Consider the following 26,023-nt stretch of genomic DNA (forward strand, 5'->3'; position numbering starts at 1 on the left):
GCCCTCGGTGCGCGGCAGTTTAATGCATTCGCCGGGCCGCGGGCAGTGGACTCGCGACCGCTCGTTGACCACCCAAGCTCGCTCCTGCTATCCGCGCCCATTCCCTATGGCACCTGCACCTCGCGTCCGTTTCGCGCCGTCTCCGACCGGCTATCTCCACATCGGCGGGGCCCGTACCGCCCTCTTCAACTATCTCTACGCGAAGCGCCACGGCGGCGTCTTCATCCTGCGCATCGAGGACACGGACCAGGAGCGCTCGACCCCCGAGTCCGTGAAGGCCATCCTCGATGGCCTCACCTGGCTGGGCATCGACTGGGACGAGGGTCCGGGCAAGGAGGGCTCCGCGGCGCCCTACTTCCAGACGCAGCGCCTGGAGCTCTACAAGAAGTACGTGGACCAGCTCATCGCCGAGGGCAAGGCGTATCGCTGCTACTGCACGCGCGAGGAGATCGACGCGCGCCGCGCCGCCGTCGAGAAGGCCACTGGCAAGCCGGGCACCTACAAGTACGAGGGCACCTGCCGCGACCGCAAGGACATCCCCGAGGGCCGCACCGCCGTGGTGCGCTTCCGGATGCCGGACGGCGAGGGCGAGGTGACGTTCAACGACAAGGTGCTCGGGCCCATCACCAAGGCGTACTCGGACCTGGATGACTGGGTGATGATGCGCGCCGACGGCATCCCCCTCTACAACTACGGCTGCGTCATCGACGACCACACCATGGACATCAACCTGGTGGGTCGCGGGCAGGAGCACGTCAATTCCACCTTCCCGCAGCTGATGCTCTACAAGGCCTTCGGGTGGCAGCCGCCCGAGTTCGCCCACTTCCCGCTCATCCTCGGGCCGGACCGCGAGAAGCTGTCCAAGCGCAAGCACCCCGAGGCGGACGTGATGCTGCACAAGCGCAACGGCGTGCTGCCCGAGGCGCTGCTCAACTACGTCATCCGCCTGGGCTGGAGCCACGGCAACGACGAGGTCATCTCGCGCGAGCAGATGGTGGAGTGGTTCGACTTCGACCACGTGGGCAGCACCTCCGGTGTGTGGAGCCCGGACAAGCTGATGTGGCTCAACCAGCAATGGCTCAAGCTGCTGCCTCCCGCGGTGGTGGCCGAGCGGCTGGTGGACTTCCTCGCGGCGAAGGGCGTGCAACTGGAGTTGGGAGACCCGCGGCTGGAGCGCGTGGTGATGGCCTTCCGCGAGCGCGCCAAGACGCTGCAGGAGATGGCCGACATGGCCCTCAAGTACTTCCAGCACGGCGTGACGCTGGACGAGAAGGCCGCCGCCAAGCACCTCACCGCCGAGTCCAGGCCCCTGCTCACCCAGGTGCGCGAGCAGGTGGCCGCGCTGCCCCAATGGAGCGCCGCCGCGCTGGACGAGGTGGTGAAGAAGGTGAGCGAGCAGGCCTCGGTGGGCATGGGCAAGGTGGCCCAGCCGGTGCGCGTGGCGGTGACGGGCGGCACGGTGAGCCCGGGCATCGGCGAGACGCTCGAGCTGCTGGGACGCGAGGAGACGCTCCACCGTCTGGACGCGGCACTCTCCCGGCCGTAGCGGACATTCAACGGGGCCTACAGGTTGGGGTGGACACCTTCGCCCGTGGGCCCTATTGTTCCAACCCGATGACACGAGCGCTTGACAGCTTGAAGGGCTTTTCCTATAAGGCGCGCCCGTTCGGGGCGGTGGTCGCGGCGCTCTGGATGTCGGTGGCGGCGGCGGAAGTGGTGAGCGGGGCGCAACTCCCCGATGGCGCGCGGAAGGTGGGCGAGAACAGGTATCGGGCGCCAGGGAACTTCGAGAAGACTTTGGAGTACTACAAGGCCGTCTACCCGGCAGGCACCTTCACTCGAAGGTCGATCGTCAATCAGCCTGGCGTGAAGGCGGTCCACATCGTCAACCCATCGGGGAAGAACTTCGAGGGGTTGAACATTTATGAGGCGAACGACGAAGTCCGTATCTACGTCGTTCCGCTGCAGTCAGTACCGGCGCCGGCGAAGTCGACTCCGGCGAAACCGACGAAGAAGTCGGAATCGAAGGGCGGGAAGAAGTCGAGGTAGCCCGGCGGTTCGGAAAAAAGGCAGTTGAAGTGCTGAAGCGGTTGCGGTAGTCACAGAGCAGTTCTTGGGGAATCGTCTAACGGCAGGACAGCAGACTCTGACTCTGCTTATCTAGGTTCGAATCCTAGTTCCCCAGCTCGCTGTACCCGGTCGTAGCAAGCCGGCCCTGTCGTCTAGCGGTTAGGACGGTGCCCTCTCACGGCACAAACTCGGGTTCGAATCCCGGCAGGGTCACTCGTAGCAAAGGCGCCCACCTTCCTGGGAAGGTGGGTGTTCTGTTTCACGGCCCTGTCGTCTAGCGGTTAGGACGGTGCCCTCTCACGGCACAAACTCGGGTTCGAATCCCGGCAGGGTCACTGAGGCGCCCGCTTCTCTCTCCGAGAAGCGGGCGCTTCGCTTTTGCGGGCTGAAGCGCCCTGCCCCACTACCCCTGCTCGAGGCTCTCGCGGAAGACGGCCAGGGCCGAGGCCAGGGCCGCCTGGGCGCGCTGCAGGCTGCGCCGCATGAGGAGCATGCGCACCCGCTCCGGCAGCGACTGCGGCGACGAGGTGCCGAACCCCACCAACTCCAGGCGCAGGGTGATGGCGTCCAGGAGGTCCGCCAGGTCCGCGTGCGGGCCCGCGAGCAGCACCACGTCCGGCGAGGCGGACTGAAGCCGCTCGGCGAGCTCCCACCAGTGCGGCGCCCCCGTCTCCAGCACCACCACGGCCGCCCCCAGCAGCGCCGGCGAATCAGGAGGCAGCGCCACGGCCTCCAGCCCCTCATCCAGCAGGGTCCTCAAGGCCTCGGCGCTCCCCACCACCGCCACCTGCCCGCCAGGAGCCACCTTGCTGGCCTGCTCGTACGCGCGCAGCTGCGTCTCCAACTGCTCGCGCGCCTCGTCCGAGGCCTGTCCACCCGCGTACAGCAGCTCGGCCGCCTCGCGGGCCACGCGCCTCGCCAGCTCGCGTCCCCTCACCCGCTCCGAGCGGCGCTCCAGCGCGGCGCGCACCTTGGCCCGCACCAGCCGCAGGTCCTCGAAGGGCTTGAGGATGTAGTCGCTCGCTCCGGCCGCGAAGGCCGCGATGACGGACTCCGAGCTGGAGTAGCCGGTGATCATCACCGCCTCCAGCGCGGGTTGCAGTGCCCGGGCCTCGGCGATCAACTCCACGCCGCCCAGGCCTGGGAGATTCTTGTCGGTGATGAGCACATCGAAGCGCTGGGAGCGCAGCAGCACCAGGGCTTCCTCGGCGTCCTCGGCCAGGCTCACCACCAGGTCCGGCTCACGCGCGAGCAACCGGGCGCACACGTCGCGCACCACGGGCTCGTCGTCCACCACCAGGACGGTCGAGGCGAGGGTTCCCCTACCCTCCTCACCCCCGCCGCCCTCATCCGTCTCGAAGGGGAGATCCATGCTTTCCAGAATCGCACAGCTCGCGTCGGACTTCGAGCAACGCCACGTGAGGCCTATGCTGTAAACGTGGCGAGCTTCACGGATGCACTGGAGGAGAATCCCGCGCCGCGTCGGTTGGGAGACATACGGCTGCGGTACGAGCCCGGCCGTCTGCTGGGCGAGTCCCTCGCGCCGTCATTCTGGCGACGGCAGCTCCCGAGCCTCTGCGTCGTGCTGGCGGCCCTGTGCGCACTGGGCGCCGTGGTGGGCGTGTTGCTGGGCGGAGGCGACGAACGAACGCCCCCCGCGCCCGCGGCCCTGGGCGTGCTGGCGGTGGCCCTGATGGGCTTCGCGCTGCGGTTGGAGGGACAGCTCGGCCGGCGCCGTTTCGTGCTCCACTTCCCCACCGAACGCCTGCGGCTCGAGCGGCTGCGCTGGGCTCCGGGAGCCACCCGCGTCCAGTGGGTGCCCTTCGACGAGGTGTCCGCGGTGGAGGTGGTGGAGCGCGCGCCCGGGCGCTACGCGCTGGTGGTGGTGTGGCGCCCGGGTGGCATGGAGGGAGAGCACTGGCGCGAGGTGCTGGTGGAGCACATCGGCGCCAGCGAGCAGGAGGCGCTCTTCCGTGTGTGGCGCCTGCTGCACAACGCCTTCGGACTCAGGGGAGCTGGACTCGCCGGAGGGTGATCTCCACCTCGGTGCCCTCCCCCGCCTTCGACGACAGCCGAACTCCGCCACCGGCCTGCGTCACCAGCTCCTTGCAGATGGACAGGCCCAGGCCCGTGCCGATGCCCACCGGCTTGGTGGTGAAGAGCGGCTGGAAGACCTTTTCCATCATCTCCTGGGGGATGCCGCAGCCGTTGTCCGCCACGGTGAGCAGCACGTCCTGATCACGCGAAGCCCACCGCACCTCGATGCGGCCCGGCCGGCCCGTGCCTTCCATGGCCTGCGCGGCGTTGACGATGAGATTGAGCAGCACCTGGGTCAGCTTCACCGGGCCGAACGTCACCTTCACCGGCTCGCCCATGGTGGTGATGCGAGCCCGGTCACGCACCTCGGCGCGCGCCAGCTTCACCGCGAAGGACACCACCTCGGCCACATCCGCCGAGACCTCCATGTCCTCGCCGCGCGCCTGCGCCCTCAGCCCCAACGCCACCCCGCGCAGGTGATCCGCGCCCGTGGCCAGGTCCGACAGCAGCGACGGCAGATCCTCCAGCACGCTCGCCACCTCGGGCGAGGGATCCGCCGCCAGGTGCTTGGACGCGTACTGCACCACGCACTCCAGATCGCGCCGCAGCGAGGCCACGTTCTGCGACAGGTAACCCACCGGGCCCATCAGCTCGTGAGCGATGCCGGCCGTCACCTGGCCCAACGTGGCCAGACGCTCGGCCTTCATCATCCGCCCTTCCACCTCGCGGATGCGCAGCTCCAGCCGGGCGATCTTCAAGCCGTCCTCGAGCGCGGCCAACACCTCGGCGCGATCCCACGGCTTGACGAAGTAGCGGCTCACCTGGCCGCGGTTCACCGCGTCGATCACCGCCTGCATGTCGGAGTAGGCGGTGACGAGCATGCGCTTGGCATCCGGAGCCAGTGTGCGCGCGCGCTCCAGCAACTCCACGCCCGTCATTCCGGGCATGCGCTGGTCTGAAAGAATGACGCCGATCTCACTGCGCTTCTGCTCCAGCAGCGTCAGCGCCTCGGCCGGTGTCGAGCAGCGAAAGATGCGGAACTTCGAGCCGAAGTTCGCCTCGAACACCCTCAGGTTGAGCGCGTCGTCGTCGACATAGAGGACGGCGGGGAGGTCAGACGGGTTCATGTAATTCCTCTCCGGGCCAGGCCGACCATCCACACTCCCGCCCTGCCAACCCACTGCGCCCACACCCAAGAGATACCACGTCACGAGCAAAACCCGATGGGCCGTGTTTCAAGCCATGAGAAGCCCTGGACGTACCGGAATCCCCGGCATACCTGCGGTCAACCGCCCCCTGAGCCAGGAGGTGAAGCGACCAGGCAGGAGCGCTCAGCGATGTGGCATGGGGGTCAGGGAGGGCTCGGTCGGCTCCTCGGTCTCTCGAGCCTGGGACTCCAGCGCATGCTGCACCGCGTCCAAGGACTCGAACTCCCGCGGGGCCAGGTTGCCCAACAGGGAGAGGACGACAGAGGGAGCCTCGTTCTCACGGGCCAGCAGGACGAGTTGCTCCGTGGAGAGTGGGAACACGGCCCCGAGCAGGGCCTTGTGGAGGGGTTGTGCCAGCGGTGCGGGTCCACCCATGCGCGTTTCCAGCTCCTTGATTCCCTCTTCGAGCCGACTGCGTCTGTCCTCGTCGTTCATCGGCTCAAGGTTAAGCAGCTCACGAAGGACTTGCGCGCCCTTTTCGACTCCTCGCCCAGCAAGCAGGGGAGCAGCCTCCATTGGCCTTCTCCCACCTGGGCCCCACCCTATCCAGGTACTCCCACACGTCTGAGGAGAGACGACATGGCGGACAAAAAGGACCCGAACTACGCGGAGCGCATCGAGCACGTTCAGGCCACGCACCCGGATCCATGGCCCGGCATCCAGGGCCGCTCCGAGGATCGCGAGACGGAGCTGCCCACGGGCACGAAGCGCGAGGATCAGGCCAGCGTCACCGAGGCCCAGCGCAAGCTGGAGCACGAGATACACGACGAGAAGGAGCCGACCCGCGAGTAGCAGTAGGCCGGCGTCCGGGGCGGGCCGCCCGTGAAGGCGGCCCGCCAGGCGCGGCACAGACTAGAACAGCAGCCGCATCGGGTGCTCGAGCAGCGCCTTGAGCTCCCGCAGGTACTCGGCGCCGATGGCCCCGTCGATGACGCGGTGATCGCCCGAGAGCGTCACCGTCATCAGCTTGCGCACCACCATCTGCCCATCGCGGACCACCACCTTGTCCGACACCGAGCCCACCGCGAGGATGGCCGCCTGGGGCGGGTTGATGACGGCGATGAACGAGTCGATGCCGTACATGCCCAGGTTGGACACCGTCAGCGAACCACCCGAGTACTCGTGCGGCTTGAGGCCCCGCTTGCGAGCCCGCTCGGCCAGGTCACGTGCCTCGGCGGAGATGGCCGACAGCCCCTTCTTGTCCGCGTCGCGGATGATGGGGGTGATGAGGCCGTCCTCGATGGCCACCGCGATGCCGACATCCACCGTCTCGAAGTGCAGGATGGTGTCACCCTGCAGCGCCACGTTGATCTTCGGGTAGCGGCGCAGCGCCATGGCCGCCGCCTTCACGATGATGTCGTTGACGGAGACCTTGGACTCGAGCGCCTTGGCCTCCTCGCGGATCTTCAGCGCGGCGTCCATCTCCACGTCCACCGAGAGGTAGAAGTGCGGCACGCCGGGCTTCACCTCGGCCATGCGCTGGCTGATGACCTTGCGCATGGTGGTGACGGGCACCGCCCTTGGCTCGGGACGCTCGCCCGGAGCCGCCGCCGGAGCAGCGGGACCCTTGCGCGCGGCGGCCGGAGCGGGCGCCTGGGTGAGCGCCTTCTCGATGTCGCTCTTCACGATGCGGCCGAGCGGACCTGAGCCCTGGACCTGGGAGAGATCCAGGCCCCGCTCGCGAGCCATCCGCTTCGCCAGCGGGCTGGCGCGCAAACGGCCTCCCGGAGTGGGAACGGGAGCGGCGGCCTTCGGCGCGGGCGCCGGAGCCTGGGCAGGAGCGGGAGCGGCGGCCTTCGGCGCGGGCGCCGGGGCCTGGGCGGGAGCGGCGGCGGCCTTGGCCCCACCCTTCCCCGCCAGGAACGCGATGGGCGCACCCACCTTGGCCATCTCGCCTTCCTGGACCACGATGCGCGCCAGCACACCGTCATCGTAGGCCTCGACCTCGAGGTTGGACTTGTCCGTCTCCACCTCGGCGATGGCCTGGCCGGAGGAGACCTTGTCCCCCTCCTTCTTCAGCCACTTGACGAGCTTCCCCTCCGTCATCGTCGGGGAGAGCGCGGGCATCACCACGGGGATGCCCTCACCCCCACCCGCGGGAGCAGCGGGCTGCGCGGCGGGCGCGGGAGCCGGAGCGGCGGCCTTGGGGGCCTCGGCCTTCGGAGCGGCGGGCGCGGCGGCCTTGGCTCCTCCACCGGCGTCCACCTTCTCGCCCTTCTCGCCGATGAAGGCGATGGGCGCACCGACGGTGGCCATGTCTCCCTCGGGCACGACGATCTTCAGCAGGTAGCCGTCGTCATAGGCTTCGATCTCGAGGTTGGACTTGTCCGTCTCGCACTCGGCGATCGCCTCGCCTGAGGAGATCTTGTCCCCCTCCTTCTTGAGCCACTTGACGATCTTGCCCTCCTTCATCGTGGGAGAGAGGGCCGGCATCTGGATGGGCGTGGCCATACGGTTCTCAGGCTCCCTCGCGGTAGAGGACCTTCTTGACGGCGGCGATGATCTTCGGAGCGTCCGGTTGGATCGCGTTCTCCAGATTCGCCGCATAGGACATGTTCACGTCGAGGCCGGTCACGCGCAGCACCGGGGCGTCCAGCTCGTCGAAGGCCTTGGACTGGATGATGTCCACCACCGACGCGCCGACACCGGCCAGCGGCCAACCCTCCTCCACGATGACCGCGCGGTTCGTCTTGCGCACGGTGGCGAGGATGGCCTCCTCGTCCAGCGGACGCAGCGTGCGCAGGTCGAGGATCTCCACGGAGATGCCCTCGGCCTCCAGCTGCTTCGCGGCCTCCTCGCAGAAGTAGTACATGCGCGACCAGGTGATGATGCTGACGTCCTTGCCCTCGCGCTTCACGTCCGCCTTGCCGATGGGGATGATGTGCTCGCCCTCGGGCACCTCGCCCTTGAGGGCGTAGAGGCGCTCGCCCTCGATCATGATGATGGGGTTGTCATCACGGATGGCGGACTTGAGCAGGCCCTTGGCGTCCGCCGGCGTGGCCGGGGCAATCACCTTCAGGCCCGGGAAGTGCGCGTAGTTGGACTCGAGCGCCTGGCTGTGCTGGCTGGAGAGCCGGCCACCCGCGCCGCCCGGACCGCGGAACACGATGGGGCAGCGCAGCTGGCCACCCGACATGTGCCGCAGCTTCGCCGCGTTGTTGACGATCTGGTCCATCGCCAGGATGGCGAAGTTCCACGTCATCATCTCCACCACCGGACGCAGGCCCACCATCGCGGCGCCCACGCCCAGGCCGGCGAAGCCCAGCTCGGAGATGGGCGCGTCGATGACGCGCGCGCTTCCGAACCTGTCCAGCAGACCCTGCGACACCTTGAAGGCGCCCTGGTAGCGACCCACTTCCTCACCAATGAGGAACACGTTGGCGTCGCGCTCCATCTCCTCGGCGAGCGCCTGATTCAGCGCCTCGCGGTACATCAACTCGGCCATTGTTGGCTCCGAATGCGAAATCCGTAAGCAGTCAGTGGTTGGTGAAAGAGGGCTAGCGCTTGAGACCCGCCGCCTTGTCCGCCTTCTCGGCCTGCTCGCGCGGCTCGAGATCCCAGGTCACCTTCAGCTCCTGGCCAGACGGGTACTTCGGCCACCTGGTCACCTTCACGCCCAGCACGCGCTCGCGGGGGCGCACATCCTCCTCGCCCTCCTCGACGATGGTGTCCTTCCACAGCTCGTCCAGGCTCGGCTCGGGCGACTCGTCGGCGAACTTCACCGCCGCGTCCACCTGCTCCTTCACCTCGGCCTCGATGGCGTCGAACTCCTCCTCCTTCGCCAGGCCCTGCTTGATCGCGTAGTCCTTGAGGCGGGGAATCGGGTCGTTCTTGCGCTCGTCCTCCACCTCCTGCTTGGTGCGGTAGGTGGCGGGGTCGGCCATGGAGTGGCCACGGAAGCGGTAGGTGTTGGCCTCCATCAGCACCGGGCCGTTGCCCGCGCGGATGTACTCGACCGCGTCCTTCACCGACTCGTACATCTTCAGCACGTCCATGCCGTCCGCGGCCTCGTGGCGGATGCCATAGGCGTCGCCGCGCTTGTGGATCTCCGGCACCGCCGCGACGCGCGCGATGGCCGTGCCCATGCCGTAGCGGTTGTTCTCGCAGATGTAGAGCACGGGCAGCTTCCACTTGGCCGCCATGTTCAACGTCTCGTGGAAGATGCCCTGGTTGGCCGCGGCGTCACCGAAGTAGCACACGGTGACGCGGTCCTCGTTGCGGTAGCGGCTGGCGAAGGCCATGCCCGCGGCCAGACCAATCTGCGCGCCGACGATGCCATAGCCGCCGTAGAAGTGGTTCTCGATGTCGAAGATGTGCATCGAGCCGCCCTTGCCCTTGCTGTAGCCGCCGGTGCGGCCGAAGAGCTCCGCCATCACCATGCCCGCGTCCGAGCCACGCGCCAGCGGCTGGGCGTGGTCACGGTAGCCCGAGAGCATGTAGTCATCGGGACGGATGGCCGCCTCGACACCCGCCGCCACGGCCTCCTGGCCGATGTACAGGTGGCAGAAGCCGGCGATCTTCCCGAGACCGTACTGCTGGCCCGCTCGTTCCTCGAAGCGGCGCATGAGGTACATCTTCCGGTACATCGTCAACAGCAGGTCCTTCGAGTACTTGCTGGCCACCGCCAATGCCTCCGTACAGTGAGAGACCGCCCCGGGGACGGGAACGGCAGACGCCGTGCGCCTCCATAGCGCGCGGACATGGGACTGCAAGGGGTTTCGTACACCGAACAGGCGGGAAAGCCCGGATCCCGTCCATTGGGCGCACCGCGTCACGACTCGTGAGAGAAGTGCGGCACGGACACGATTTCGTCGAGAAGGGTCACCGGCCTACCTGAATGGTCGGTCGCGAGGTGGACGACCTTGGCCTCGGGGAAGCGGAGCAGGTAGTCGTTGGCGTGGGTGGGCTCGTTGTCGAAGGCGGCGATGAGCGTCCCCATCTCCCCCAGCCGGGCGTGGGCTTCGCGCTTGAAGGCGTCGTCATTGTCACGCTCGGAAGGCTTCATGAGCAGCTCCACCCGCCCCTCTCCAGGCACGGCCAGGCCGTTGCGACGCATGGACTCCACGGTACCCGCCCGCATGCCCTCGTGGCGGCCGGTGACGTAGACCAGGCGCGCCCCGGTGGCCACCACCGCATGGGTGAAGGCCGCCGCCCCGTGGATGGCCACGTCGTCCACGCAGTAGTCGCTGGTGAAGAAGTGCTCCAGCCAGAAGCTCCGGACCGCGTCGTAGAGGCCCTCCACCTCCTCCTCCGACAGGCCACAGTTGCGCATGGCCCCTCGCATGTCGAAGCCGCTCTCCCAGTGGTGCGGCTCGCAGGCGCTCAACTTCTCCACCGCACGGGCCAGACCGAACTCGCGGAGGATGCGGGCCTGACGGGGGCGGTTGTCGAAGAGGGTGGAGTCCAGGTCGAACGCGAGCACCGCCTGGGTGCCCAGCGAACGTGCCTGTTCCAGGATGTCGCGCAATGTGCGCTGCCAGCCCTCCCTCACACGGGTTCTCAGGTCCGAAGCCATGGCCCTTTGTATAGGGCACGCGGGCCCCACCTCGCGCGGAATTCCGCCAATCAGGCGGCCGAGCGCAGGGGCTCGGGGCGATGGGGCTGTTCCGGGTACAGCCGGAGCATCCGTTTGATGCCGTTGCGGTCCAGGACGAGCCGGACGAGCTGCAACGAGCCCCGCTCCTGTCCCGCCTCGTGGACGATGAAGCGGAAGGCCATGTCCACCTGGTAGCTCTTGGCCCCGCGCACCCGCCCCACGGAGAAGTCCTCCAGGTCCACGTACTCCAGCGCGTACTCGGGCTCGTCCATGTCGCGCAGGAAGCGCTCCACGTTGAGCCGGATGATGTCCGTGATTCCGCTCACCCCGCGCTCGGTGCGAGGCAACAGCTCCACGTCCAGCACCACCTGCTTCTGGTAGCGGATGACCGTCTCGGTCAGCTCGCCCTGGGACACGGTGATGAAGTCGTCACGGGAGCGCAACGCGGCCACCTCCACGGGCACGCGCACCGCGCGCCCGTAGTCCACCTTCTCCTCGCAGGTGCCCAGGCACCGCTCCGTCACCGGATCCACGATGCGGGCCGTCCGGTCGTACAGGTGCCGCGACGCGACCTGGCTGAAGATGCGCCGCATGCCTTCCTTGATGCGGTCCTTCATCATGTAGCCCACCACCATGATGAGGAAGAAGTTGAGGCTCACCTGCGTGTAGCGGACCTGCGCCCAGAAGGCGACCGCGGTGGCGAAGGACATCGCCACACCCGCCGCGAGCGCGAACAGCACCTCCTCCCAGCCCTGGCGCTTCTGCGCCCGCCGCGCCGACAGGAAGAGGATGTTCATGCAGAACTTCTTCAGGAAGCCGAACCGGTGCATGTACTCCTCGTTGTCACCGGTGGGGCTGATGACCGAGCGCAGCTGGTTCGCCTTGCGGTACTCCTCCTCGCGCAGCACCTCGTCCATCAGTTCCTTGCGCACCTCGATGTAGACGCCCGAGCGGGGCAGCGCGTCCATGTCCGCCACGGCCTTGCGGAAGAACTGCTCCACCGTGAGGCTCAGGTACTCGTCCACCAGACGGATGGAGGCGCGCGTCTTCTCCTGCAGCCGGTAGCGGTTGGCCGAGCGCGCCCACGCGCGGAAGCGCTCCAGCACCTTGCGCGCCCCGTCCGCCGCCGCTCGCGCCTCGCCCTCCAGCCGATCGCACACCCCGTCACCCGGGCTCCGGCTCAGACCCTCGCACTGCTCGTCCACGCCGTTGGCGAAACGCCGCAGCGCCCCGCGGAAGATGCAGGACAACAGCTTCGCCTGGTAGACGAGCTCCGACTCGCTGACGAGCCCCGTGAGCAGCCCCGCCTCCAACCGCGCGAGCGGCGCGCTGTCCGTGCTCAACAGCTCCGCCAGGCTCAGCACCGGCGTCTTGAAGCGCACGTAGTTGTGGATGTCCGCGTAGAAGTTCGCTCGCGGGTACGTCTCCGAGTCGATGTTCAGGCTCGCTGGCAGGAAGACGTACGTCTCGACGAGATAACGCGTCTCGTCATCCGCCCCGGAGGGTTGATACTCGAGCTTGATCTCGAACTGCTTCCGGTCGTGGACGTCGAGCCGGGTCTGCAGCAAGGGTGCGGGGGCCTGGGACACACCCGCACTCTAGGTCACGGGACTGTCACGGCCTAGTGACCCCCGGGCCAACGCAAGGGGCCGATGACCGGTGGACAACCCTACCCCTGCGTGCCGGTCCGGGAGGACTCCCGCTCCTCGGCGGGGACACTCGTTGGAGCCACAACCGCCGGAGCCGTCTGGGCCGCGTGCGCCTTGGGGCGGGCGTTCCACAGGGTGAGCATGAGGACGGCGCCAATGGCCGAGAAGCCAATCATGCTCGGACCCCAGGCGCCCCAGCCGAAGTGGTCCAGCATCCAGCCCATGCCGACACCCACCACGGAGCCCCCCACGTACTGCATGCCGTCGAACATGCCCGCCGCCGTGGCCGCGGCCTTCTTCCCACCGAAGTCCATGGACGAGGTACCCGACAGCATCGAGTGCACGATGCTGATGGAGAACGAGTTCACCACGAAGGCGGCGATGACCAGGTTGATGCTCGGGGCCTTCCAGATGACGGCCATGCACGCCACCTGGAGCATGTAGCCGATGAAGGCCACCGGCGGCCGGCGCGCCTTGAAGAGCAGGTCGGACATGAAGCCCGCGACGAAGGCCCCCGCGATGCCCGCGAGCACCACACCCGTGGCGCCCTTCTGGAAGATGGGGCTGTCGAGCGACAGATTCTGCGCCTCCTGCATGTAGCGGGGGAACCACTGCTCGAAGCCGTGGCGGACGAAGCCGGTGCAGAACTCGGCCGCCGCGATGGTGATCATGACGGGGTTGGTGAAGACGACCTTCGCCACGTACTTGAAGTCCACCTTGCCGGTGTACCCGCTGGAGGCGTCCGCCGTGTCCAGCGCGGGCAGGCCCGCCTCGTCCGGCGCGTCACGCACCCACAGGAAGGTGAGCAGCCCCAGCGTCGTCATCACCAACGCGGGCACGAAGAAGACGAACTGCCAGGGCAGCGCCAGCACCAGCAGCGGCCCGATGAAGTAGATGAGCGCCCGGCCACCCTGGATCATCGAGCCGAAGATGGCGGAGAACACGCCGCGCTCGCTGATGTGGAACCAGCCCGAGTTCACCTTGATGAGCGCCAGGGCCGAGTAGGACTGGAAATACATGTTCAGCGACCAGACCGTGGCCAGGTAGCCGAGCAGCAACGTCCCCGTGCCCAGGAAGCCCAGGTACGCGCCCAGGCCGAAGGCGAGGTTGAACACCACCGCGCCGCCCGCGCCCACCAGCATCGCCCTGCGTCCACCGATGCGGTCCGCCAGCGGCCCGTTGAAGATGGCGGACACACCATAGATGAAGGTGGCCGCGCTGATGATCGCGCCCACCTGCGCCTTGTTCCAGCCGTACGTCTCCGACAGCTTCGCGTTGGCGAAGGAGAAGTTGTAGCGGCCCATGTACATGGCCGCGTACATGGTTCCGAGCGTGAGCCAGTTCTGGGCCCGGCGGAAGCGGAAGGCCCGCGAATACTCCGGCCGCGGTGTCGAGGACGAGGGGGCTGCGTCGTGCATGGCGCCGGGCACCCTACCCGCCCGGCGCGCTCCCGACAATCACACCCGCCTGGTTCACGCCTGCTCGGCGAGCAACCGCAGGATGGCGATCTCCGTCTTCGCGTCAGGAACATCCCCGCGCCGGCACATGGCCAGCAACTCGCGGATGGGCCTCCACTGAAGCTGCGTGCCCTCCTCGAGAGGAGAACCATCCCCCCGCGGCACGCCCTGCTCCTTGCCCGTCACGTCCACCGCCGCCGGGAAGACCTTCTCCGACAGGATGCCCGGCGCCAGGAAGAAGCCCGCCCCCAACAGCTGGATCTCCTCCGGCTTCACGTCGAAGCCGGCCTCCTCGCGGACCTCCTCGGCCGCCCGGTGCCGCAGCCCCGCCTCGCCCTTGTCCTCCGGCTCCAGCAGCCCCGCGACGATCTCCTCCACCCGCAGGTACGTCGCCCCATCCGGCACCGTCATGTCCTTGCCGCGCCGGAAGTATGCCGCCGGCCGCAGGTTCATCCGCGTCAGCACCTCCAACCCCGACGCACCGCGGCGAAACACCAGCACCGTCACCGCGTCCAGCCGCGGCCGATCCACCACATCCACCCGGTACACCTTGGAGGCCGTCCCGTCGGCCCGCCGGTTCTGGCACCGCAGCCGCCGCACCCGCAGGAAGCCCTCGTCACATTTCGCGGTGGACGTGAAATCCTCGATAATCTCGATATCCGTCACGGAAGAATGACTGCTCGAACGCATGCCTGTTCCCTTACCGGAAGAGCCTGACGCAGGGGCGTTGCTTGCTCACCTTCTGAGGATCCCGTACCTTGCGCCGTCGTCTAGCGGTCAAATTCTTCAAGCCCCCCGGATCCGCCCCCGATGCGACGTCTCCTGCTGGGACTCCTCTGTGCGCTGACCTGCGCCTCGTGCATGCCCGTGATGGAGGGCCAGGAGATCGATCTCCGCGGCCAGGAAGTCCGGCTGACCCTACTGCACACCTCTGACATCCACTCGCGGCTCATCCCCTACGACTTCGCTCCTTTGAAGACGGATACGGACCTCGGAATCATCCCCGAGGCGGGTCCCTTCGGTGGGGCCACCCGCATGGGGGCCGTGCTCAAGCGCGAGCGCGCCCGCTCCGAGCGCGTGCTGCACCTGGACTCGGGCGACTGCTTCCAGGGCGCGCCCATCTTCAACGTCTTCAGCGGCGAGGCCGAGTTCCGCTTCCTGTCCAAGATGAACCTGGACGCGGCGGTGATCGGCAACCACGAGTTCGACGCCGGCCTGCTCAACTTCGTCCAGAAGGCGCGCGACTTCGCCAAGTTCCCGCTGATGGCCGCCAACTACGCCTGGGACAGCCCCAAGGATCCCGGCAACGCCGAGGCCGCGCTCAACAGCACCCCGTATGTCATCCGCAACGTCCAGGGTCTGAAGGTGGGCATCATCGGCATGGCCAACATCTCCTCGCTCAACTCGATCGTGGAGGGTGGCAACTCGCTGCAGGTCACCCCGCTCGAGCAGAACGAGGCGGCGCGGGCCTATGTGGAGATCCTCCGCCCGGTGGTGGATCTGATCGTGGTGGTCAGCCACCTGGGCCTCACCGAGGACCAGGATCTCATCCGCGGCTACGAGGCCTATTACGAGTACGAGCGCGCCCGGCCCTTCATCGAGCGCGATCACGACCGCTGGCAGCTCCTCGAGTGGGCCGACCCCGACCTGGAGGGCAACCCCAAGGCGGTGGTGAAGGTGTTCATCCCCGGCGTGTCCGGCCTGGACGTGGTGCTCGGCGGCCACCTGCACGTGGTGCTCAACCCGCCGCAGCAGCTCGCCGATCCCAGCGGCCGCAAGGTGATCCTCGCGCACTCGGGTGCCTTCGCCAAGTACGTGGGCCGGTTGGATCTGGTGGTGAAGGTCCCGAAGGACGAGGACCGGACGCTGGATGGCGCCGAGGTGATCAGCAACTCCTACCGCGTCTCCCCGCTGGACGGCATGTGGTGCAACGACGCCATGCGCGCGTACTACCAGGACAACTTCTGGGACCCCGGCCAGTTCATCAACGCCCCGGGCGTGCGCGAGGCGCTCGCGAAGTGCCAGGAACAGGAGGACCGGGAGACCACGGACCTCTTGCAGCCCTACCTGCTGGGCATGGACTTCAACCTCCAGCTCACCTCCATCTTCTCCTACGCGCCCACCGACGTGTCGCGCCGCAATACGTCCACGGGCGGTGACTCGCCGCTGGGCAACATCACCGCGGACTCCATGCGCAAGCGCCGCGCCGTGGAAGCGGAGATGGCCCTCACCAACTCGCTCGGCATCCGCGACAGCCTCTACGCGGGCGTGGTGACGCAGGAGTCCATGTTCAACGTGTTCCCGTTCGAGAACACCATCAACATCATGTACCTGTCGGGCACGGAGATTCAGGAGATGTTCGACTTCGTGGCCGAGCGCTCCGCCGAGCGCGGCTGCGTCAGCCAGGCGCAGATCTCCGGCGCGCGCTTCACCATGGACTGCGCCCAGGTGCAGCTCAACGATCTGCGCATCCCCTGCGACCCGGCGAAGAACGCCACGGACTGCCCGCGGGAGGGCCGCGAGGGCCACGCGCCCTGGCAGTGCCTCCAGGACCAGGACGGCGACCGCTGCTACGCCCACCCCGCCACCGACGTCTCCATCAACGGCAGCCCCATCAACGCCAACGGCATGTACCGCGTGGCGGTGAACGACTACATCGCCAAGGGTGGCTCGGGCTTCAGCGTCCTCAAGCGCAACACCACCCGCGTGGAGACGGGCATCTCCCTGCGCGACTCGCTCATCGGCTACATGCAGGGCTTCTGCAACTGCGACGACATCAACGCGGGCCGGACGACCTCCTCGACGGGCGAGCGCTGCGGCTCGCTCGTGGACGGCGAGTGGAAGGTCAGCACGCAGCTCATCAACTACTGCCAGCAGGCCCAGGCGTTCGAGGACGCGCTGGCGCGCAAGCTGGGTGACTGCACCTGCCGGGAGCTCCTCTCGCTCCCCGAGGACGCGGCCGAGCGCTGCCACGTGGAGGGCCTCACGCCGGAGAAGATCCGCGACGCGTGCAACGTGCCCCAGGGCCCGTACACCGGGCGCTGCTACTGCCGCGAGGCGCTGGCGGGTGCCCAGGAGTGCGGCTCGGTCACCCTGCAGCTGAGGAACTTCTGTGAGAACCCGACCGAGATGCCCGTTGCCAACGCCATCGAGGACGGCCGCATCGGCCGCAAGGTGAAGTGATGAAGATCCACTGGCTCCTCATGGCCGCGACCGCGGCCTCCGTGTCCGGCTGCTACAGCGTGGAATCGCCCGCGGCTTCACGCGTGGGCTCGTTCCAGGTGGCCGTGCAGACCATCTCCGCGGTGGCCAGCAACGGCAGCCTCCAGCCGCTCTCCGTCGTCCCCTCCTGCATCAAACAGTATGGCACCCGGTTGGATCAGGTGCCGGCCGGGGTGCGCGGCACGAAGGACTGCCGCTACGTCGTCCCCAATGGCCAGGTGGAGCTGCGGGTGGACGTGCTCGCCCTGGACACGAGCGGCAGGATCTTCGCCTTCAACGGGCCGGTGGCCTTCAAGGTGGTGCCGGGCGACCTCTCCGGTGACTACTCGTATCACTGGGTGAATGTCGTCAATGGCCGCGGTGTGGGCACGCTGCGGGCCGAGCACGTCTATGGCGAGGTGCGCGTCTGGGCGCTGGACGAGCCCGTCGAGCCCAACTACACCGACGGCGGTATCGCGGGTGATCCGACGAAGCTCCCGACGGAGCCCTCCTCGCGCACCTACGCCGCTGGCGCCTCCGAGACGCTCTTCTTCCAGGAGCCCTCGCTGGCCACCATCCAGACGCCACGGATCTACGACAACCGCGACTCGCCCTTCGCGGGGCAGTTCGTCACCTTCGGCCGCGCCCCCGAGTCCGGCTCCATCCAGTACCAGGACTGTCCGGACCGGGACCTGGATGGCGACGGCAAGGTGGACCCCGAGCCGGCCAAGCCCGTCACGCTGCTCGTCACGGGGACGGATCCCTCCGGCTTCTTCGTCACGGACATCACCTCCTGCCCCATCCCCGAGGACACCAGCTCCGCCGCGCAGGTGAACGTGCCCGAGCCCAGTGGCTACCTGCCCGGAAGCTACGGCTCCATGTTCGTCTACAACTACAACTTCCCCGAGGGACTCAACGCGGGCGATCTGTTGTGGACGCTGTCCGGCTCCGTCCAGGAGTTCACCTCCACCACGCAGATCACCTTCCCGTCGTGGACGGTGCGTGAGCACGTGCGCCAGCTGCCCCCGGACCAGTGGAACAAGTACCTGGCGCTCAACCCACCGGTGGAGCTCAACCTCCGCCACTGCGGGCTGAAGAACCAGCTGTCCCCCCAGGGCGTCGACGTCCTCTGCGGCTACTACAACAGCAACCTGAAGCTGGAGAGCATGGAGTCGGGGCTCGTGAAGCTGCGCCGCGCTCGGTTCCCGAAGGTCTTCAAGAACTGCGACCTCAACGGCGATGGCGAGGTGCCCTTCTTCTGCAACAGCAGCGGCGCGTGGGTCCCCTGCGGCACCCCCGCCGAGCATGAGAAGCCGGAGATCCAGTGCAACATCGACTGCACCACCGGCTCCGGCGAACACCAGAACACCGTCTGCAGCGAGCTCACCCAGTTCAACAGCTTCGGCCAGTTCGTGGTGGAGATGGCCGGCCCCGGGCCGCGCGAGGCCGGTCTGGATGACACGCTGCCCTCCCGCTGGCAGGAAGTCGTCCTCTCCAATACCGCCTCCAACAAGACCCGGACGGCCTACGAGGATGGCACGGAGGTGAGCGTCTGGTGCGACATGGATTCGTACTTCCGGTTCGGCACGACCACCGTCACCGCGACCCCCGATGACGAGCTGCTGCCGGCGAAGACGCGCAAGGACGTCATCATCGACAAGGGACAGGGCTTCGTGGCCTTCATGTCGCACCAGCCCCCGCCCTCGTCGCCGGGCACCCCCGCGCCGCGCTGCTACGTGTCGCGCAACACCCACTCCCGCGTGCTCGTCATGACGAAGGACGCCGTGCCTGAGTTGAAGGTGGACTGCGACGAGAACGATTCGAACGCGGAGCGCGCCCGGCAGTGCCGCTACCTGCACGCCGCCACCTATGACGTGGTGGGCCACCTCAAGCAGATCCAGGCGGCACGGCCGCGCTGGATGGTGCTGCCGCGCGACGCGGACGACATCTGCTGCTACCCGGGTCCGGACATGCAGTGCCCGAGCCCGATCCAAACTTGTAAGTGACGTAATGCCGTAACCGGAGTCGAGCGCCCCATTCCCAGGGGCGCCGGGAGGAGCGGCCCCCCCGCCGCCCCTTGGAGGGAATTTGAGAACGCTGCGCACGCTGGCCCTGACCGGGCTGATGACCCTCTCCGCACCCGCCTGGGCCGGAGACTTCGTCGATACCCGCTTGTCGTTCGCCTTCGCGGACGACAACGTCTTCGCCAATGCGGGAGAGACGACGCCCAACAGCCCCACGGCCCGTTTCGGCGCGGGCATCCAGAACACCCAGTTCTACGACAACTTCAACACCCGGTTCTCCGGCTTCGAGACGCTGTCCAACATCGTCCTCTACAAGAAGATGCCGGCGTTCTTCGAGGGCCTCACCACCGAGGCGGCCCTCACGGTGCTGATGCTCGAGCAGCCCTCGGGTGGCATCACCCTCCGGGACAACTCCAGCTACATCCGCCTCAACTACCGGCCCGCGGGCTGGAACGAGAACGAGGGCCTGTCCCTCACCGGCTTCCCCGTGTCCGCGGATCGCTTCCGGCTGGGCTACGCCTACCGCATCTCCTGGGGCGGCAGCGGCATCTTCACCACCCGCGCCACCGCGGCGGGCGTGCCGGGCGCCAAGCTGCAGATCACCCGCGACAGGTGGTACGCGTTCGCGGGCGCCAAGACGGCGCTGGTGCTCAACGATCTCATCAAGGAGCAGGAGACGCTCTACGGCTTCATGGCCGGCGCGGGATGGGATCCCTTCGAGACGCTGCGCCTCGAGGCGGGCGGCGGCTACTTCCAGAAGGGCATCGTCCCGGGCCTGGCCGCGCTGGGCGTCGAGGCGCCGGTGAACTCGGCGGGCGTGTCCGCGCAGGCCGTCTACCACGTGGGCGTGCCGGTGGGCACCAGCGTGGACTTCAAGCTGTACAAGAACGATCCGGACGTCTACCAGCGCTTCTTCGCTCCGGAGCAGTACCCGGGTGGCCTGGCCTACTCGGTGTCCGTCGAGGGTAGCTACCTGGTGCAGACGCTGTCGGATCCGGACGTGTTCGGCCGCACGGTGCCGCAGGAGGCCAAGGCGTTGGCGCTGCAGATGCGCGCCAAGTTGGACTACTGGCGCTTCCACGTGCTGGGTCTCTACCGCGACCTGTCCTTCATCCAGTTCGAGGTGCCCGGTCTGCCGCCCTTCAGCGACTTCCCGGAAGGCACCGAGCTGAACCCGGAGATGTTCATCGCCGCGGGCGCGGACTACCACTTCCCCGCGCTGCACTTCACCCCGGGCTTCATCGTCGGCGTGCAGCAGCCGGCCTCGTTCCGCAGCCCGGATCCGCTTTTCGGTGGCAACAACCCGCCGCAGGGGCTCACGGGCACGCGCACGGTGGTGGTGCGTGACGTCAACACGCTGAGCATCCTCCCCACCACGTGCGGCGACGACAACGCCATCTGCCTCGCCGAGCCCATCATCTCGGCCAAGGGCACCTTCCGGTGGGATCTCTCCGAGAGCGTCGCCGCGGTGGGTGAGATCTATTACACCTACGATCGCAACCGGACGACCTTCCGGGACGACGTCTTCGGCATCGCGCAGCCCAGCTTCGAGAAGCCCCACGCGCTGGGCTTCAACATGCTGCTCCAGGCGCGCTTCTAGCCGTCCGTCACCCCGTGCGGTTCACTGGCTCCAGGTTCTCCGGAACCTGGGGCTTTTTCATTTCCGCCGGCTCACAGCCCCTTGATTCTCCTCATGATCCCCGGGAACGCGATCAGCAGCCCGATGAGCAGATAGCCCACGGTGGTCACCCAGTAGTCCAGGGGTCTCTCGCTTCGATGGATGGCCCCCCGGTGATAGGCCGTGCCCGTCACGAGGGAGATGGCGAAGAAGCTCAGGAAGAGCAGGCTGAAGAGATCCATCATGGTTCGCAGTGTGACAGCTTCGGGAACGGGCTGTCTCGCGCGGAGCAGGAAGAGCGGCCCCACGTGCCGTGTGCATGAGCGCCTGACGTGGCCTCGTGCTACAGACGGCGCGCATGGAGAGTGATCAGCTGCTGTCATCCTTCGTGAAGGTGCTCGTGTCGGACTCCGAGCGGTCGGTGCGGTTCTACGAGGCGCTCGGGTTCAAGCGGCTCAACGCGGATCCGCCCTTCGTCCACATGCGGTGGGAGAACCAGGCGGAGGTGTACCTGGTCGCCGTGCCCGCGGCGATGGCCCTTCAGGGCCCGCGAGGCGTGGGCGTGTTGATCGGCATCCGGGTGGGCGCCATGAGCGTGGACGAGGTGGCCTCGCGTGCGCGGGCCCACGGGGCGCACGTCGATGGGCCCACCGTGCAGCCCTGGTTCACGAAGGAGATCGTCGTCACGGATCCCGACGGCTACCGGCTGAACTTCATCGAGCCCGCGTAGCGTCCGGAGGCACTCCCCTCCCCGGCCCATCCTTCGCCAGGGAGAGGAGGCGGACCCTTTCGGGACTACATGCCCGCGAACTGCACGCCCTCGAAGACGAGGGTGGGCGTACGCATGGCGCTGTTCGGGAACGGATCGTTGCCCACGGCGACGAGCCGCTTCCAGAGATCGAGCTGGTTGCCCGCGATGTTCATCTCGCCGATCGGCTCGGCGAGCTTCCCGCCCCGCACGCGGAAGCCCTGGACGCCGAGGGAGAAGTCACCCGTGACGCCGTTGGAGTTGCCGCCGAGGAACCCCGTCACGAGGATGCCCTCCTTCAGGTCCGCCAGGAGCTCGGGCTGCCCCTTCGTCCCGAGCTTCCAGGCGAGGTTGGAGGCGCTGCCCGTCGTCGGACGGGCCTTCAGCTTCCGGCCGTAGTAGCTGTCGATGAAGTAGGAGCGGAGCGTGCCCCCTTCGAACAGAGGCAGCGGCCGGGCCGTGATGCCCTCCCCGTCGAACAGGCGCGAGCCGAGGCCCCGCTTCACGTGCGGCTCGTCCGAGAGCGCGAGGAGCTCGCTGCCCACCTGCTGGCCGAGCTTCCCGTCGAGGAACGAGCGCTTCTGCTGGATGGACGCGCCCGACATGGGCCCGAGGAGCATCGACACGAGCCGGCCCGCGGCCCGGTTGTCCACGGCCATGGGCAGCACCGCCGACGCGCCCTTCGTCGAGCCGAGCCGCCCCAGGGCCCGCTCTCCCGCGCGGCGGCCCAGGGTGGCCGCGTCGGTCAGGTCCTCGAAGAAACGCGCGACGGAGAAGTCGCTCTCCTCCGGCCGGCGTCCATCCGAGTCCTTCGCGCTCACGTCGGCGGAGGCGAAGAACTGCGTCCCACGCGAACCGCCCTCGAAGCCGTTCGAGCTGACCCGGTACATCTCCCGGTGCGAGTCCCCGAAGCCGGTGGTGACGGACAGGATGGCACCCTTCGTGTCAACGGAGCGGGCGGCCTCCTCGAGCTCCCGGGCGAAGCGCTGGCGCTCGTCCGCGGTGAGCTTCTCCTGGCGCGGATCCTCGAGCGACAGATCGATGAGCGAGCGCCCCTCGTAGAGCTCGGGATCCGGCAGCCGGCGGTACTCGTCACGCGCCAGGGCGCGCGTCATCGCGATGGAGTCGGAGATGAAGCGCTCCAGCGCCTCGGGACGCAGGTCGCTGGTGGACACCGCGGAGTAGCGCCCGTCGACGTAGAGCTGCAGCGACAGGCCCCGCGTCGTGGCCTCGGAGACCTTCTCCAACCGGCCATCGCGCCACTGCACTTCCACCTGGCGCGAGCGGCCCACGGTGGCCGAGGCCTCGTTGGCCCCCTTCTCGCGCGCCAGGGCGACCGCGCTCCGCGCGGCATCCGCCAGGTTCGTGTTCGTCGTGCTCATGTCGGTCTCCCTCACGCGTTGCGCCCGCCCACGGTGATCGACGCGACCCGGACCGTGGGAATGCCCTGGGACACCGGCACGCCCTGGCCGTCCTTGCCGCACGTCCAGCCGCCCTCGTCGATGACGAGGTCGTCGGCCACCATGTCCACCTTCTCGAGCACCTTCGGCCCGTTGCCGATGATGTTCACGTCCTTGATGGGCCGTGTGAGCTTCCCGTCCTCGATGAGGTAGCCGTTCTTCACGTAGAAGGTGAAGTCGCCCGCGCCGATGTTCACCTGCCCGTTCGAGAAGTTCGAGCAGTAGATGCCCTTCTTCACCGAGGCGATGATCTCGTCGCGCTTGTGCGGACCCGGGAGCATGTACGTCGAGCGCATGCGCGGCAGCGGCGCGTGCCGGTAGCTCTCGCGGCGCCCGTTGCCCGTGGGCTTCACCTTGTAGTGCTTCGCGGAGATGGAGTCGTGCAGGTACGTGGTGAGGACGCCGTTCTCCACGAGCATCGTCTTGTCGGGCACGTTGCCCTCGTCATCCACGTTGATGGCGCCCCGCGCGTACTCGTTCGTGCCGTCATCGACGATGTTCACGAAGGGGTGGGCAATGGGCTTGTTGAGCTTGTCCGCGTAGATGGACGTGCCCTTGCGGTTGAAGTCGGCCTCCATGCCGTGGCCGATCGCCTCGTGCAGGAGGATGCCCGACGAGCCCGCCGCGAGCACCACCGGCATCTCGCCCGCGGGCGGCTGCGTGGCCTCGAAGAGGATGGTGGTCCGGCCCACCGCCTCGCGCACCATCCGGTCCAACCGCTCGGGCGAGTAGAACTCCAGCCCCGCGCGGCCGGCGACGCCGTAGGTGTTCTGCTCGCGCTTGCCGTTCTGCTCGGCCACGCACGAGAGGTAGAGGGACGTCATGGGCTGCACGTCCTCGACGAGCCGCCCGTTGCTGTCGGCCACGAGGACCGCGCCGTACTCGTCGGAGAACGACAGGGTCACCTTGGAGATGCGCGGATCCGACTTGAAGGCCGCCGCGTTCAGCCCCTCGAGGATGGGCAGCTTCTGCTCGGGCCGCACGGCATCCCAGCCCGCCTTCAGGACGTAGCGCTGGGGAATGTCCTTGTAGACGTGGAAGGACTGGGGGCCGGGCCGCGAGGGGCCATCCGCGATCGCCGCCGCCGTCCGGGCCGCGCTACGCATCGCCTCGAGGGTGAGCTCCTCGGTGAAGGCATAGCCCGTCTGGTCGCCCTTGACGACGCGCACGCCGACGCCGAGCTCCACGGTGGTGAACGCCTTGTTCACCGCGCCGTCCTCGAGCGCCATGGCGGTGGAGACCCGGTGCTGGAAGAACAGGTCGCTGTAGTCCCCGCCTCGCGACAGGGCGGCGGCCAGGGTCTCGCGAATGAGGGTCTCGGTGACACCGAAGCGGGCGAAGTACCCGATGGAGCTCGACGGCCCGTCCGAGCCACCTCCAGGCCCACCCGGGCCCGCCCGCTGTGCCGTTGCACAGCCGAGCAGCTGTCCCGCGCCCGCCGCCGCCAGGGCCGTCGTGCCGTAGCCGACGAAATCACGTCGCGTCATCCCGGTCTTTCCTTTCGACATGGGTTCCCCCCTCGTGAAGGGTGCACCGTACTCGGAGCGTAACCTTCCCCTCCAGGGGGGTATTCCAGAGTTCGCGCTTGCCCTCTGTTCAGTGGACGCTACCCCATGCCACGGACCGGGGCTCGTCAGAACCACCACTCCACGCGGGCCCCCAGGTAGTGCCCCACGGAGGTGGGCCCAATCGTCTGCAGATAGCGAGAGACGAGCCCGGCCACGGCGTCATCGTCATAGAACGCCACCGTGTAGAAGAGCCGCAGGTGGGGACGGGCCCAGACGCTGCGCAGCCCAGAGGGAACGATGGTGGGCATGAGCGTGAGCTTCACCGCCGTGGCCATGGGCCCGGAGCCCGTCCGGAGGCCCTGGAAGGTGGCCTCGTTGATGAGGTGGAACTGATCGGCCAGGTACAGGGTGCTCCGAGCGCCCACCGCGAAGTCGATTGAACGGGGTGACGGCGCCTCGCGAGCCCCCTGGTTCCAGTGGAGGATGCCGTAGGCGTTGAGGCTCAGCAGGGAGCTGAAGTTGTAGAGGAAGTGGTCCACCACCTCCACGCCAGCGGCGTCCGCGTACAGACGGTCCTCTCCCGGCAATCCGAACGAGACCCACGTCTGCGCGCCAGCGCGGCTGCCCGAGGCAATGCTGCTGCCATAGCGCACCGACACGTCATTGAAGTTGTCCTTGCCCAGGCTGAAGTGGGCCTTGACTCCCGCCACCCAGCCGAAGTCCGACGGGAGGCCGACCTCCTCACCCGTCTCCAGGCGCGCTTGGAGCTCCGGCAGCAGGTGGAGCTCTCCCAGCAGGTGGAGCGAGTGTCCGGCCTCCACCTTGTGCACGTACTGCCCCACGAACACGGTGCGCTGGCGACGCAGGTCCAGGTCCCCGTCCCCGTCGACGTCGAAGTTGTACTGCGCGCCCGTGCCGGACGTCTGCAGCAGCACCGCCACGTCCAAGGGGCCATACGCCGCGCCCACGCCCTGGCCGGTCAGGTTGTTGAAGTAGAAGTAGTCCGCGATGTGCACGTCCGTGCCGCGGTAGAAGCGAGCGCCGGCCCACAGCTTCAGCCTCGGAATCAGGACGTTGCCCGCCTCCACGTAGGCCTGGAACAGCTCGATCTGCAGCGTGTCGGTGAACCTGTTGCTGAAGATGCCGATGAACAGCCCGTTCCTGGCGTACATCGCGGGCGTCAGCACCATGTCCGCATAGGGCGCGGCCGGGTCCTCGCTCTTCTCGAACATGTGCAGCCGGATGGTGGGCTCCAGATAGTCGCCCTCCTCCAGGCGTCCGCCGATGGCGCTCTCCGTGAGGTTGAACGTCCTGCCCTGGATGAACCGCCCCGAGTTGGGCGCCCAGGCCAGCCCGACGCGGCCGTACATGGTGAGCTCCAACCGGTCCGCCAGCAGGCTCGCGCTCGCGGGAGGAGACTCGGCCAGCAGGACGAGAAGGCACAGCGCGAAGCACGCCCCATGCACGCGAGGGTGCTCGAGGATACCTGGCGGGTTCATCAAGCGGG

The 26,023-nt window shown here is 67.8% G+C and carries 22 protein-coding genes and 3 tRNA genes; 11 read left to right on the forward strand and 14 right to left on the reverse strand.

The window, feature by feature from the left end; genetic code table 11:
* The first annotated feature begins 106 nt into the window (after nucleotides 1-106).
* From gltX to JQX13_RS49715, 5 genes are all read left to right on the forward strand, one after another.
* On the forward strand, nucleotides 107-1,546 hold the full coding sequence (gene gltX / locus JQX13_RS49695) for a glutamate--tRNA ligase (protein ID WP_203406381.1): 1,440 nt from the start codon (nucleotides 107-109) through the stop codon (nucleotides 1,544-1,546).
* Nucleotides 1,547-1,614: 68 nt separating this feature from the next.
* Nucleotides 1,615-2,049 (forward strand): hypothetical protein, encoded by a 435-nt coding sequence (locus tag JQX13_RS49700; protein ID WP_203406382.1) that lies wholly within the window; start codon nucleotides 1,615-1,617, stop codon nucleotides 2,047-2,049.
* Between the two features lie 65 nt (nucleotides 2,050-2,114).
* Nucleotides 2,115-2,185: transfer RNA gene (locus tag JQX13_RS49705), tRNA-Gln, on the forward strand.
* Between the two features lie 26 nt (nucleotides 2,186-2,211).
* Nucleotides 2,212-2,283: transfer RNA gene (locus JQX13_RS49710), tRNA-Glu, on the forward strand.
* 50 nt (nucleotides 2,284-2,333) lie between these two features.
* A tRNA-Glu gene (locus JQX13_RS49715) sits at nucleotides 2,334-2,405 on the forward strand.
* Nucleotides 2,406-2,473: 68 nt separating this feature from the next.
* On the opposite strand, the gene JQX13_RS49720 is transcribed toward JQX13_RS49715, so the two are convergent.
* Complete coding sequence (locus JQX13_RS49720; RefSeq protein WP_203406383.1) at nucleotides 2,474-3,442, reverse strand: response regulator; 969 nt, start codon at nucleotides 3,440-3,442, stop codon at nucleotides 2,474-2,476.
* A gap of 66 nt (nucleotides 3,443-3,508) precedes the next feature.
* Here JQX13_RS49720 and JQX13_RS49725 point away from each other — a divergent pair, with 66 nt between their 5' ends.
* The gene (locus JQX13_RS49725) at nucleotides 3,509-4,105 is read left to right on the forward strand and encodes a hypothetical protein (RefSeq protein WP_203406384.1); all 597 of its coding nucleotides are present in this window, start codon (nucleotides 3,509-3,511) and stop codon (nucleotides 4,103-4,105) included.
* Here JQX13_RS49725 and JQX13_RS49730 read toward each other — a convergent pair.
* Together JQX13_RS49730 and JQX13_RS49735 are read right to left on the reverse strand one after the other, a co-directional pair.
* Nucleotides 4,077-5,234 (reverse strand): sensor histidine kinase, encoded by a 1,158-nt coding sequence (locus tag JQX13_RS49730; RefSeq protein ID WP_203406385.1) that lies wholly within the window; start codon nucleotides 5,232-5,234, stop codon nucleotides 4,077-4,079. The genes JQX13_RS49725 and JQX13_RS49730 overlap by 29 nt on opposite strands.
* Before the next feature lie 204 nt (nucleotides 5,235-5,438).
* Nucleotides 5,439-5,690 carry a DUF2795 domain-containing protein gene (locus tag JQX13_RS49735; RefSeq protein WP_239014344.1) on the reverse strand — a complete coding sequence of 84 codons (252 nt, stop codon included), beginning with the start codon at nucleotides 5,688-5,690 and terminating at the stop codon, nucleotides 5,439-5,441.
* A gap of 204 nt (nucleotides 5,691-5,894) precedes the next feature.
* Here JQX13_RS49735 and JQX13_RS49740 point away from each other — a divergent pair, with 204 nt between their 5' ends.
* Nucleotides 5,895-6,107, forward strand: coding sequence for a hypothetical protein (locus JQX13_RS49740; protein ID WP_203406387.1), 213 nt, complete (start codon nucleotides 5,895-5,897; stop codon nucleotides 6,105-6,107).
* Nucleotides 6,108-6,167: 60 nt separating this feature from the next.
* Here JQX13_RS49740 and JQX13_RS49745 read toward each other — a convergent pair whose 3' ends face one another.
* From JQX13_RS49745 to JQX13_RS49775, 7 genes are all read right to left on the reverse strand, one after another.
* Nucleotides 6,168-7,766, reverse strand: a complete 1,599-nt coding sequence (locus JQX13_RS49745; RefSeq protein ID WP_203406388.1) for a pyruvate dehydrogenase complex dihydrolipoamide acetyltransferase — start codon at nucleotides 7,764-7,766, stop codon at nucleotides 6,168-6,170.
* A gap of 7 nt (nucleotides 7,767-7,773) precedes the next feature.
* A complete protein-coding gene (locus tag JQX13_RS49750; RefSeq protein ID WP_203406389.1) occupies nucleotides 7,774-8,760 on the reverse strand; it encodes a pyruvate dehydrogenase complex E1 component subunit beta in 987 nt (328 codons plus the stop codon).
* 52 nt (nucleotides 8,761-8,812) lie between these two features.
* Entirely contained in the window at nucleotides 8,813-9,937 is a 1,125-nt protein-coding gene (gene pdhA, locus JQX13_RS49755; RefSeq protein WP_203406390.1) for a pyruvate dehydrogenase (acetyl-transferring) E1 component subunit alpha, read from the reverse strand.
* A gap of 149 nt (nucleotides 9,938-10,086) precedes the next feature.
* The gene (locus JQX13_RS49760) at nucleotides 10,087-10,782 is read right to left on the reverse strand and encodes a hypothetical protein (protein ID WP_239014345.1); all 696 of its coding nucleotides are present in this window, start codon (nucleotides 10,780-10,782) and stop codon (nucleotides 10,087-10,089) included.
* Between the two features lie 98 nt (nucleotides 10,783-10,880).
* A complete protein-coding gene (locus tag JQX13_RS49765) occupies nucleotides 10,881-12,440 on the reverse strand; it encodes a hypothetical protein (RefSeq protein WP_203406392.1) in 1,560 nt (519 codons plus the stop codon).
* Nucleotides 12,441-12,520: 80 nt separating this feature from the next.
* Nucleotides 12,521-13,918: an MFS transporter gene (locus tag JQX13_RS49770; RefSeq protein WP_203406393.1), complete on the reverse strand. Its 1,398-nt coding sequence runs from the start codon at nucleotides 13,916-13,918 to the stop codon at nucleotides 12,521-12,523.
* A gap of 54 nt (nucleotides 13,919-13,972) precedes the next feature.
* On the reverse strand, nucleotides 13,973-14,647 hold the full coding sequence (locus tag JQX13_RS49775) for an NUDIX hydrolase (RefSeq protein ID WP_203406394.1): 675 nt from the start codon (nucleotides 14,645-14,647) through the stop codon (nucleotides 13,973-13,975).
* Nucleotides 14,648-14,767: 120 nt separating this feature from the next.
* Between JQX13_RS49775 and JQX13_RS49780 the strand changes: the two genes are divergently transcribed.
* The 3 genes from JQX13_RS49780 to JQX13_RS49790 all read left to right on the forward strand — a co-directional run bounded on the left by JQX13_RS49780 (nucleotide 14,768) and on the right by JQX13_RS49790 (nucleotide 20,782).
* On the forward strand, nucleotides 14,768-17,140 hold the full coding sequence (locus JQX13_RS49780) for a bifunctional metallophosphatase/5'-nucleotidase (protein ID WP_203406395.1): 2,373 nt from the start codon (nucleotides 14,768-14,770) through the stop codon (nucleotides 17,138-17,140).
* Nucleotides 17,140-19,164: a hypothetical protein gene (locus JQX13_RS49785; RefSeq protein WP_203406396.1), complete on the forward strand. Its 2,025-nt coding sequence runs from the start codon at nucleotides 17,140-17,142 to the stop codon at nucleotides 19,162-19,164. The genes JQX13_RS49780 and JQX13_RS49785 overlap by 1 nt, the downstream gene beginning before the upstream one ends.
* A gap of 82 nt (nucleotides 19,165-19,246) precedes the next feature.
* Nucleotides 19,247-20,782, forward strand: a complete 1,536-nt coding sequence (locus JQX13_RS49790; RefSeq protein WP_203406397.1) for a hypothetical protein — start codon at nucleotides 19,247-19,249, stop codon at nucleotides 20,780-20,782.
* 71 nt (nucleotides 20,783-20,853) lie between these two features.
* On the opposite strand, the gene JQX13_RS49795 is transcribed toward JQX13_RS49790, so the two are convergent.
* Entirely contained in the window at nucleotides 20,854-21,045 is a 192-nt protein-coding gene (locus JQX13_RS49795) for a hypothetical protein (RefSeq protein ID WP_203406398.1), read from the reverse strand.
* Nucleotides 21,046-21,158: 113 nt separating this feature from the next.
* Here JQX13_RS49795 and JQX13_RS49800 point away from each other — a divergent pair, with 113 nt between their 5' ends.
* Nucleotides 21,159-21,530: a VOC family protein gene (locus JQX13_RS49800; protein WP_239014346.1), complete on the forward strand. Its 372-nt coding sequence runs from the start codon at nucleotides 21,159-21,161 to the stop codon at nucleotides 21,528-21,530.
* Between the two features lie 65 nt (nucleotides 21,531-21,595).
* Here JQX13_RS49800 and JQX13_RS49805 read toward each other — a convergent pair whose 3' ends face one another.
* The 3 genes from JQX13_RS49805 to JQX13_RS49815 form a co-directional block, all read right to left on the reverse strand.
* Nucleotides 21,596-22,930, reverse strand: a complete 1,335-nt coding sequence (locus tag JQX13_RS49805; RefSeq protein ID WP_203406399.1) for a TldD/PmbA family protein — start codon at nucleotides 22,928-22,930, stop codon at nucleotides 21,596-21,598.
* A gap of 11 nt (nucleotides 22,931-22,941) precedes the next feature.
* Entirely contained in the window at nucleotides 22,942-24,495 is a 1,554-nt protein-coding gene (locus JQX13_RS49810) for a TldD/PmbA family protein (RefSeq protein WP_203406400.1), read from the reverse strand.
* Between the two features lie 146 nt (nucleotides 24,496-24,641).
* On the reverse strand, nucleotides 24,642-26,015 hold the full coding sequence (locus tag JQX13_RS49815) for a carbohydrate porin (protein WP_203406401.1): 1,374 nt from the start codon (nucleotides 26,013-26,015) through the stop codon (nucleotides 24,642-24,644).
* Nucleotides 26,016-26,023: the final 8 nt, after the last annotated feature.

This window comes from Archangium violaceum (genome assembly GCF_016859125.1).
In the GTDB taxonomy this organism is placed as follows: Bacteria; Myxococcota; Myxococcia; order Myxococcales; family Myxococcaceae; genus Archangium; species Archangium violaceum_A.

Coding starts and splice junctions, on each gene's coding strand:
- JQX13_RS49700 (WP_203406382.1), top strand. CDS start 1,615: ATGACACGAGCGCTTGACAGCTTGAAGGGCTTTTCCTATAAGGCGCGC.
- JQX13_RS49745 (WP_203406388.1), bottom strand. CDS start 7,766: ATGGCCACGCCCATCCAGATGCCGGCCCTCTCTCCCACGATGAAGGAG.
- JQX13_RS49740 (WP_203406387.1), top strand. CDS start 5,895: ATGGCGGACAAAAAGGACCCGAACTACGCGGAGCGCATCGAGCACGTT.
- JQX13_RS49780 (WP_203406395.1), top strand. CDS start 14,768: ATGCGACGTCTCCTGCTGGGACTCCTCTGTGCGCTGACCTGCGCCTCG.
- JQX13_RS49730 (WP_203406385.1), bottom strand. CDS start 5,234: ATGAACCCGTCTGACCTCCCCGCCGTCCTCTATGTCGACGACGACGCG.
- JQX13_RS49800 (WP_239014346.1), top strand. CDS start 21,159: ATGGAGAGTGATCAGCTGCTGTCATCCTTCGTGAAGGTGCTCGTGTCG.
- JQX13_RS49720 (WP_203406383.1), bottom strand. CDS start 3,442: ATGGATCTCCCCTTCGAGACGGATGAGGGCGGCGGGGGTGAGGAGGGT.
- JQX13_RS49735 (WP_239014344.1), bottom strand. CDS start 5,690: ATGGGTGGACCCGCACCGCTGGCACAACCCCTCCACAAGGCCCTGCTC.
- JQX13_RS49805 (WP_203406399.1), bottom strand. CDS start 22,930: ATGAGCACGACGAACACGAACCTGGCGGATGCCGCGCGGAGCGCGGTC.
- JQX13_RS49795 (WP_203406398.1), bottom strand. CDS start 21,045: ATGATGGATCTCTTCAGCCTGCTCTTCCTGAGCTTCTTCGCCATCTCC.
- JQX13_RS49815 (WP_203406401.1), bottom strand. CDS start 26,015: ATGAACCCGCCAGGTATCCTCGAGCACCCTCGCGTGCATGGGGCGTGC.
- JQX13_RS49785 (WP_203406396.1), top strand. CDS start 17,140: ATGAAGATCCACTGGCTCCTCATGGCCGCGACCGCGGCCTCCGTGTCC.
- gltX (WP_203406381.1), top strand. CDS start 107: ATGGCACCTGCACCTCGCGTCCGTTTCGCGCCGTCTCCGACCGGCTAT.
- JQX13_RS49775 (WP_203406394.1), bottom strand. CDS start 14,647: ATGCGTTCGAGCAGTCATTCTTCCGTGACGGATATCGAGATTATCGAG.
- JQX13_RS49770 (WP_203406393.1), bottom strand. CDS start 13,918: ATGCACGACGCAGCCCCCTCGTCCTCGACACCGCGGCCGGAGTATTCG.
- JQX13_RS49750 (WP_203406389.1), bottom strand. CDS start 8,760: ATGGCCGAGTTGATGTACCGCGAGGCGCTGAATCAGGCGCTCGCCGAG.
- JQX13_RS49810 (WP_203406400.1), bottom strand. CDS start 24,495: ATGACGCGACGTGATTTCGTCGGCTACGGCACGACGGCCCTGGCGGCG.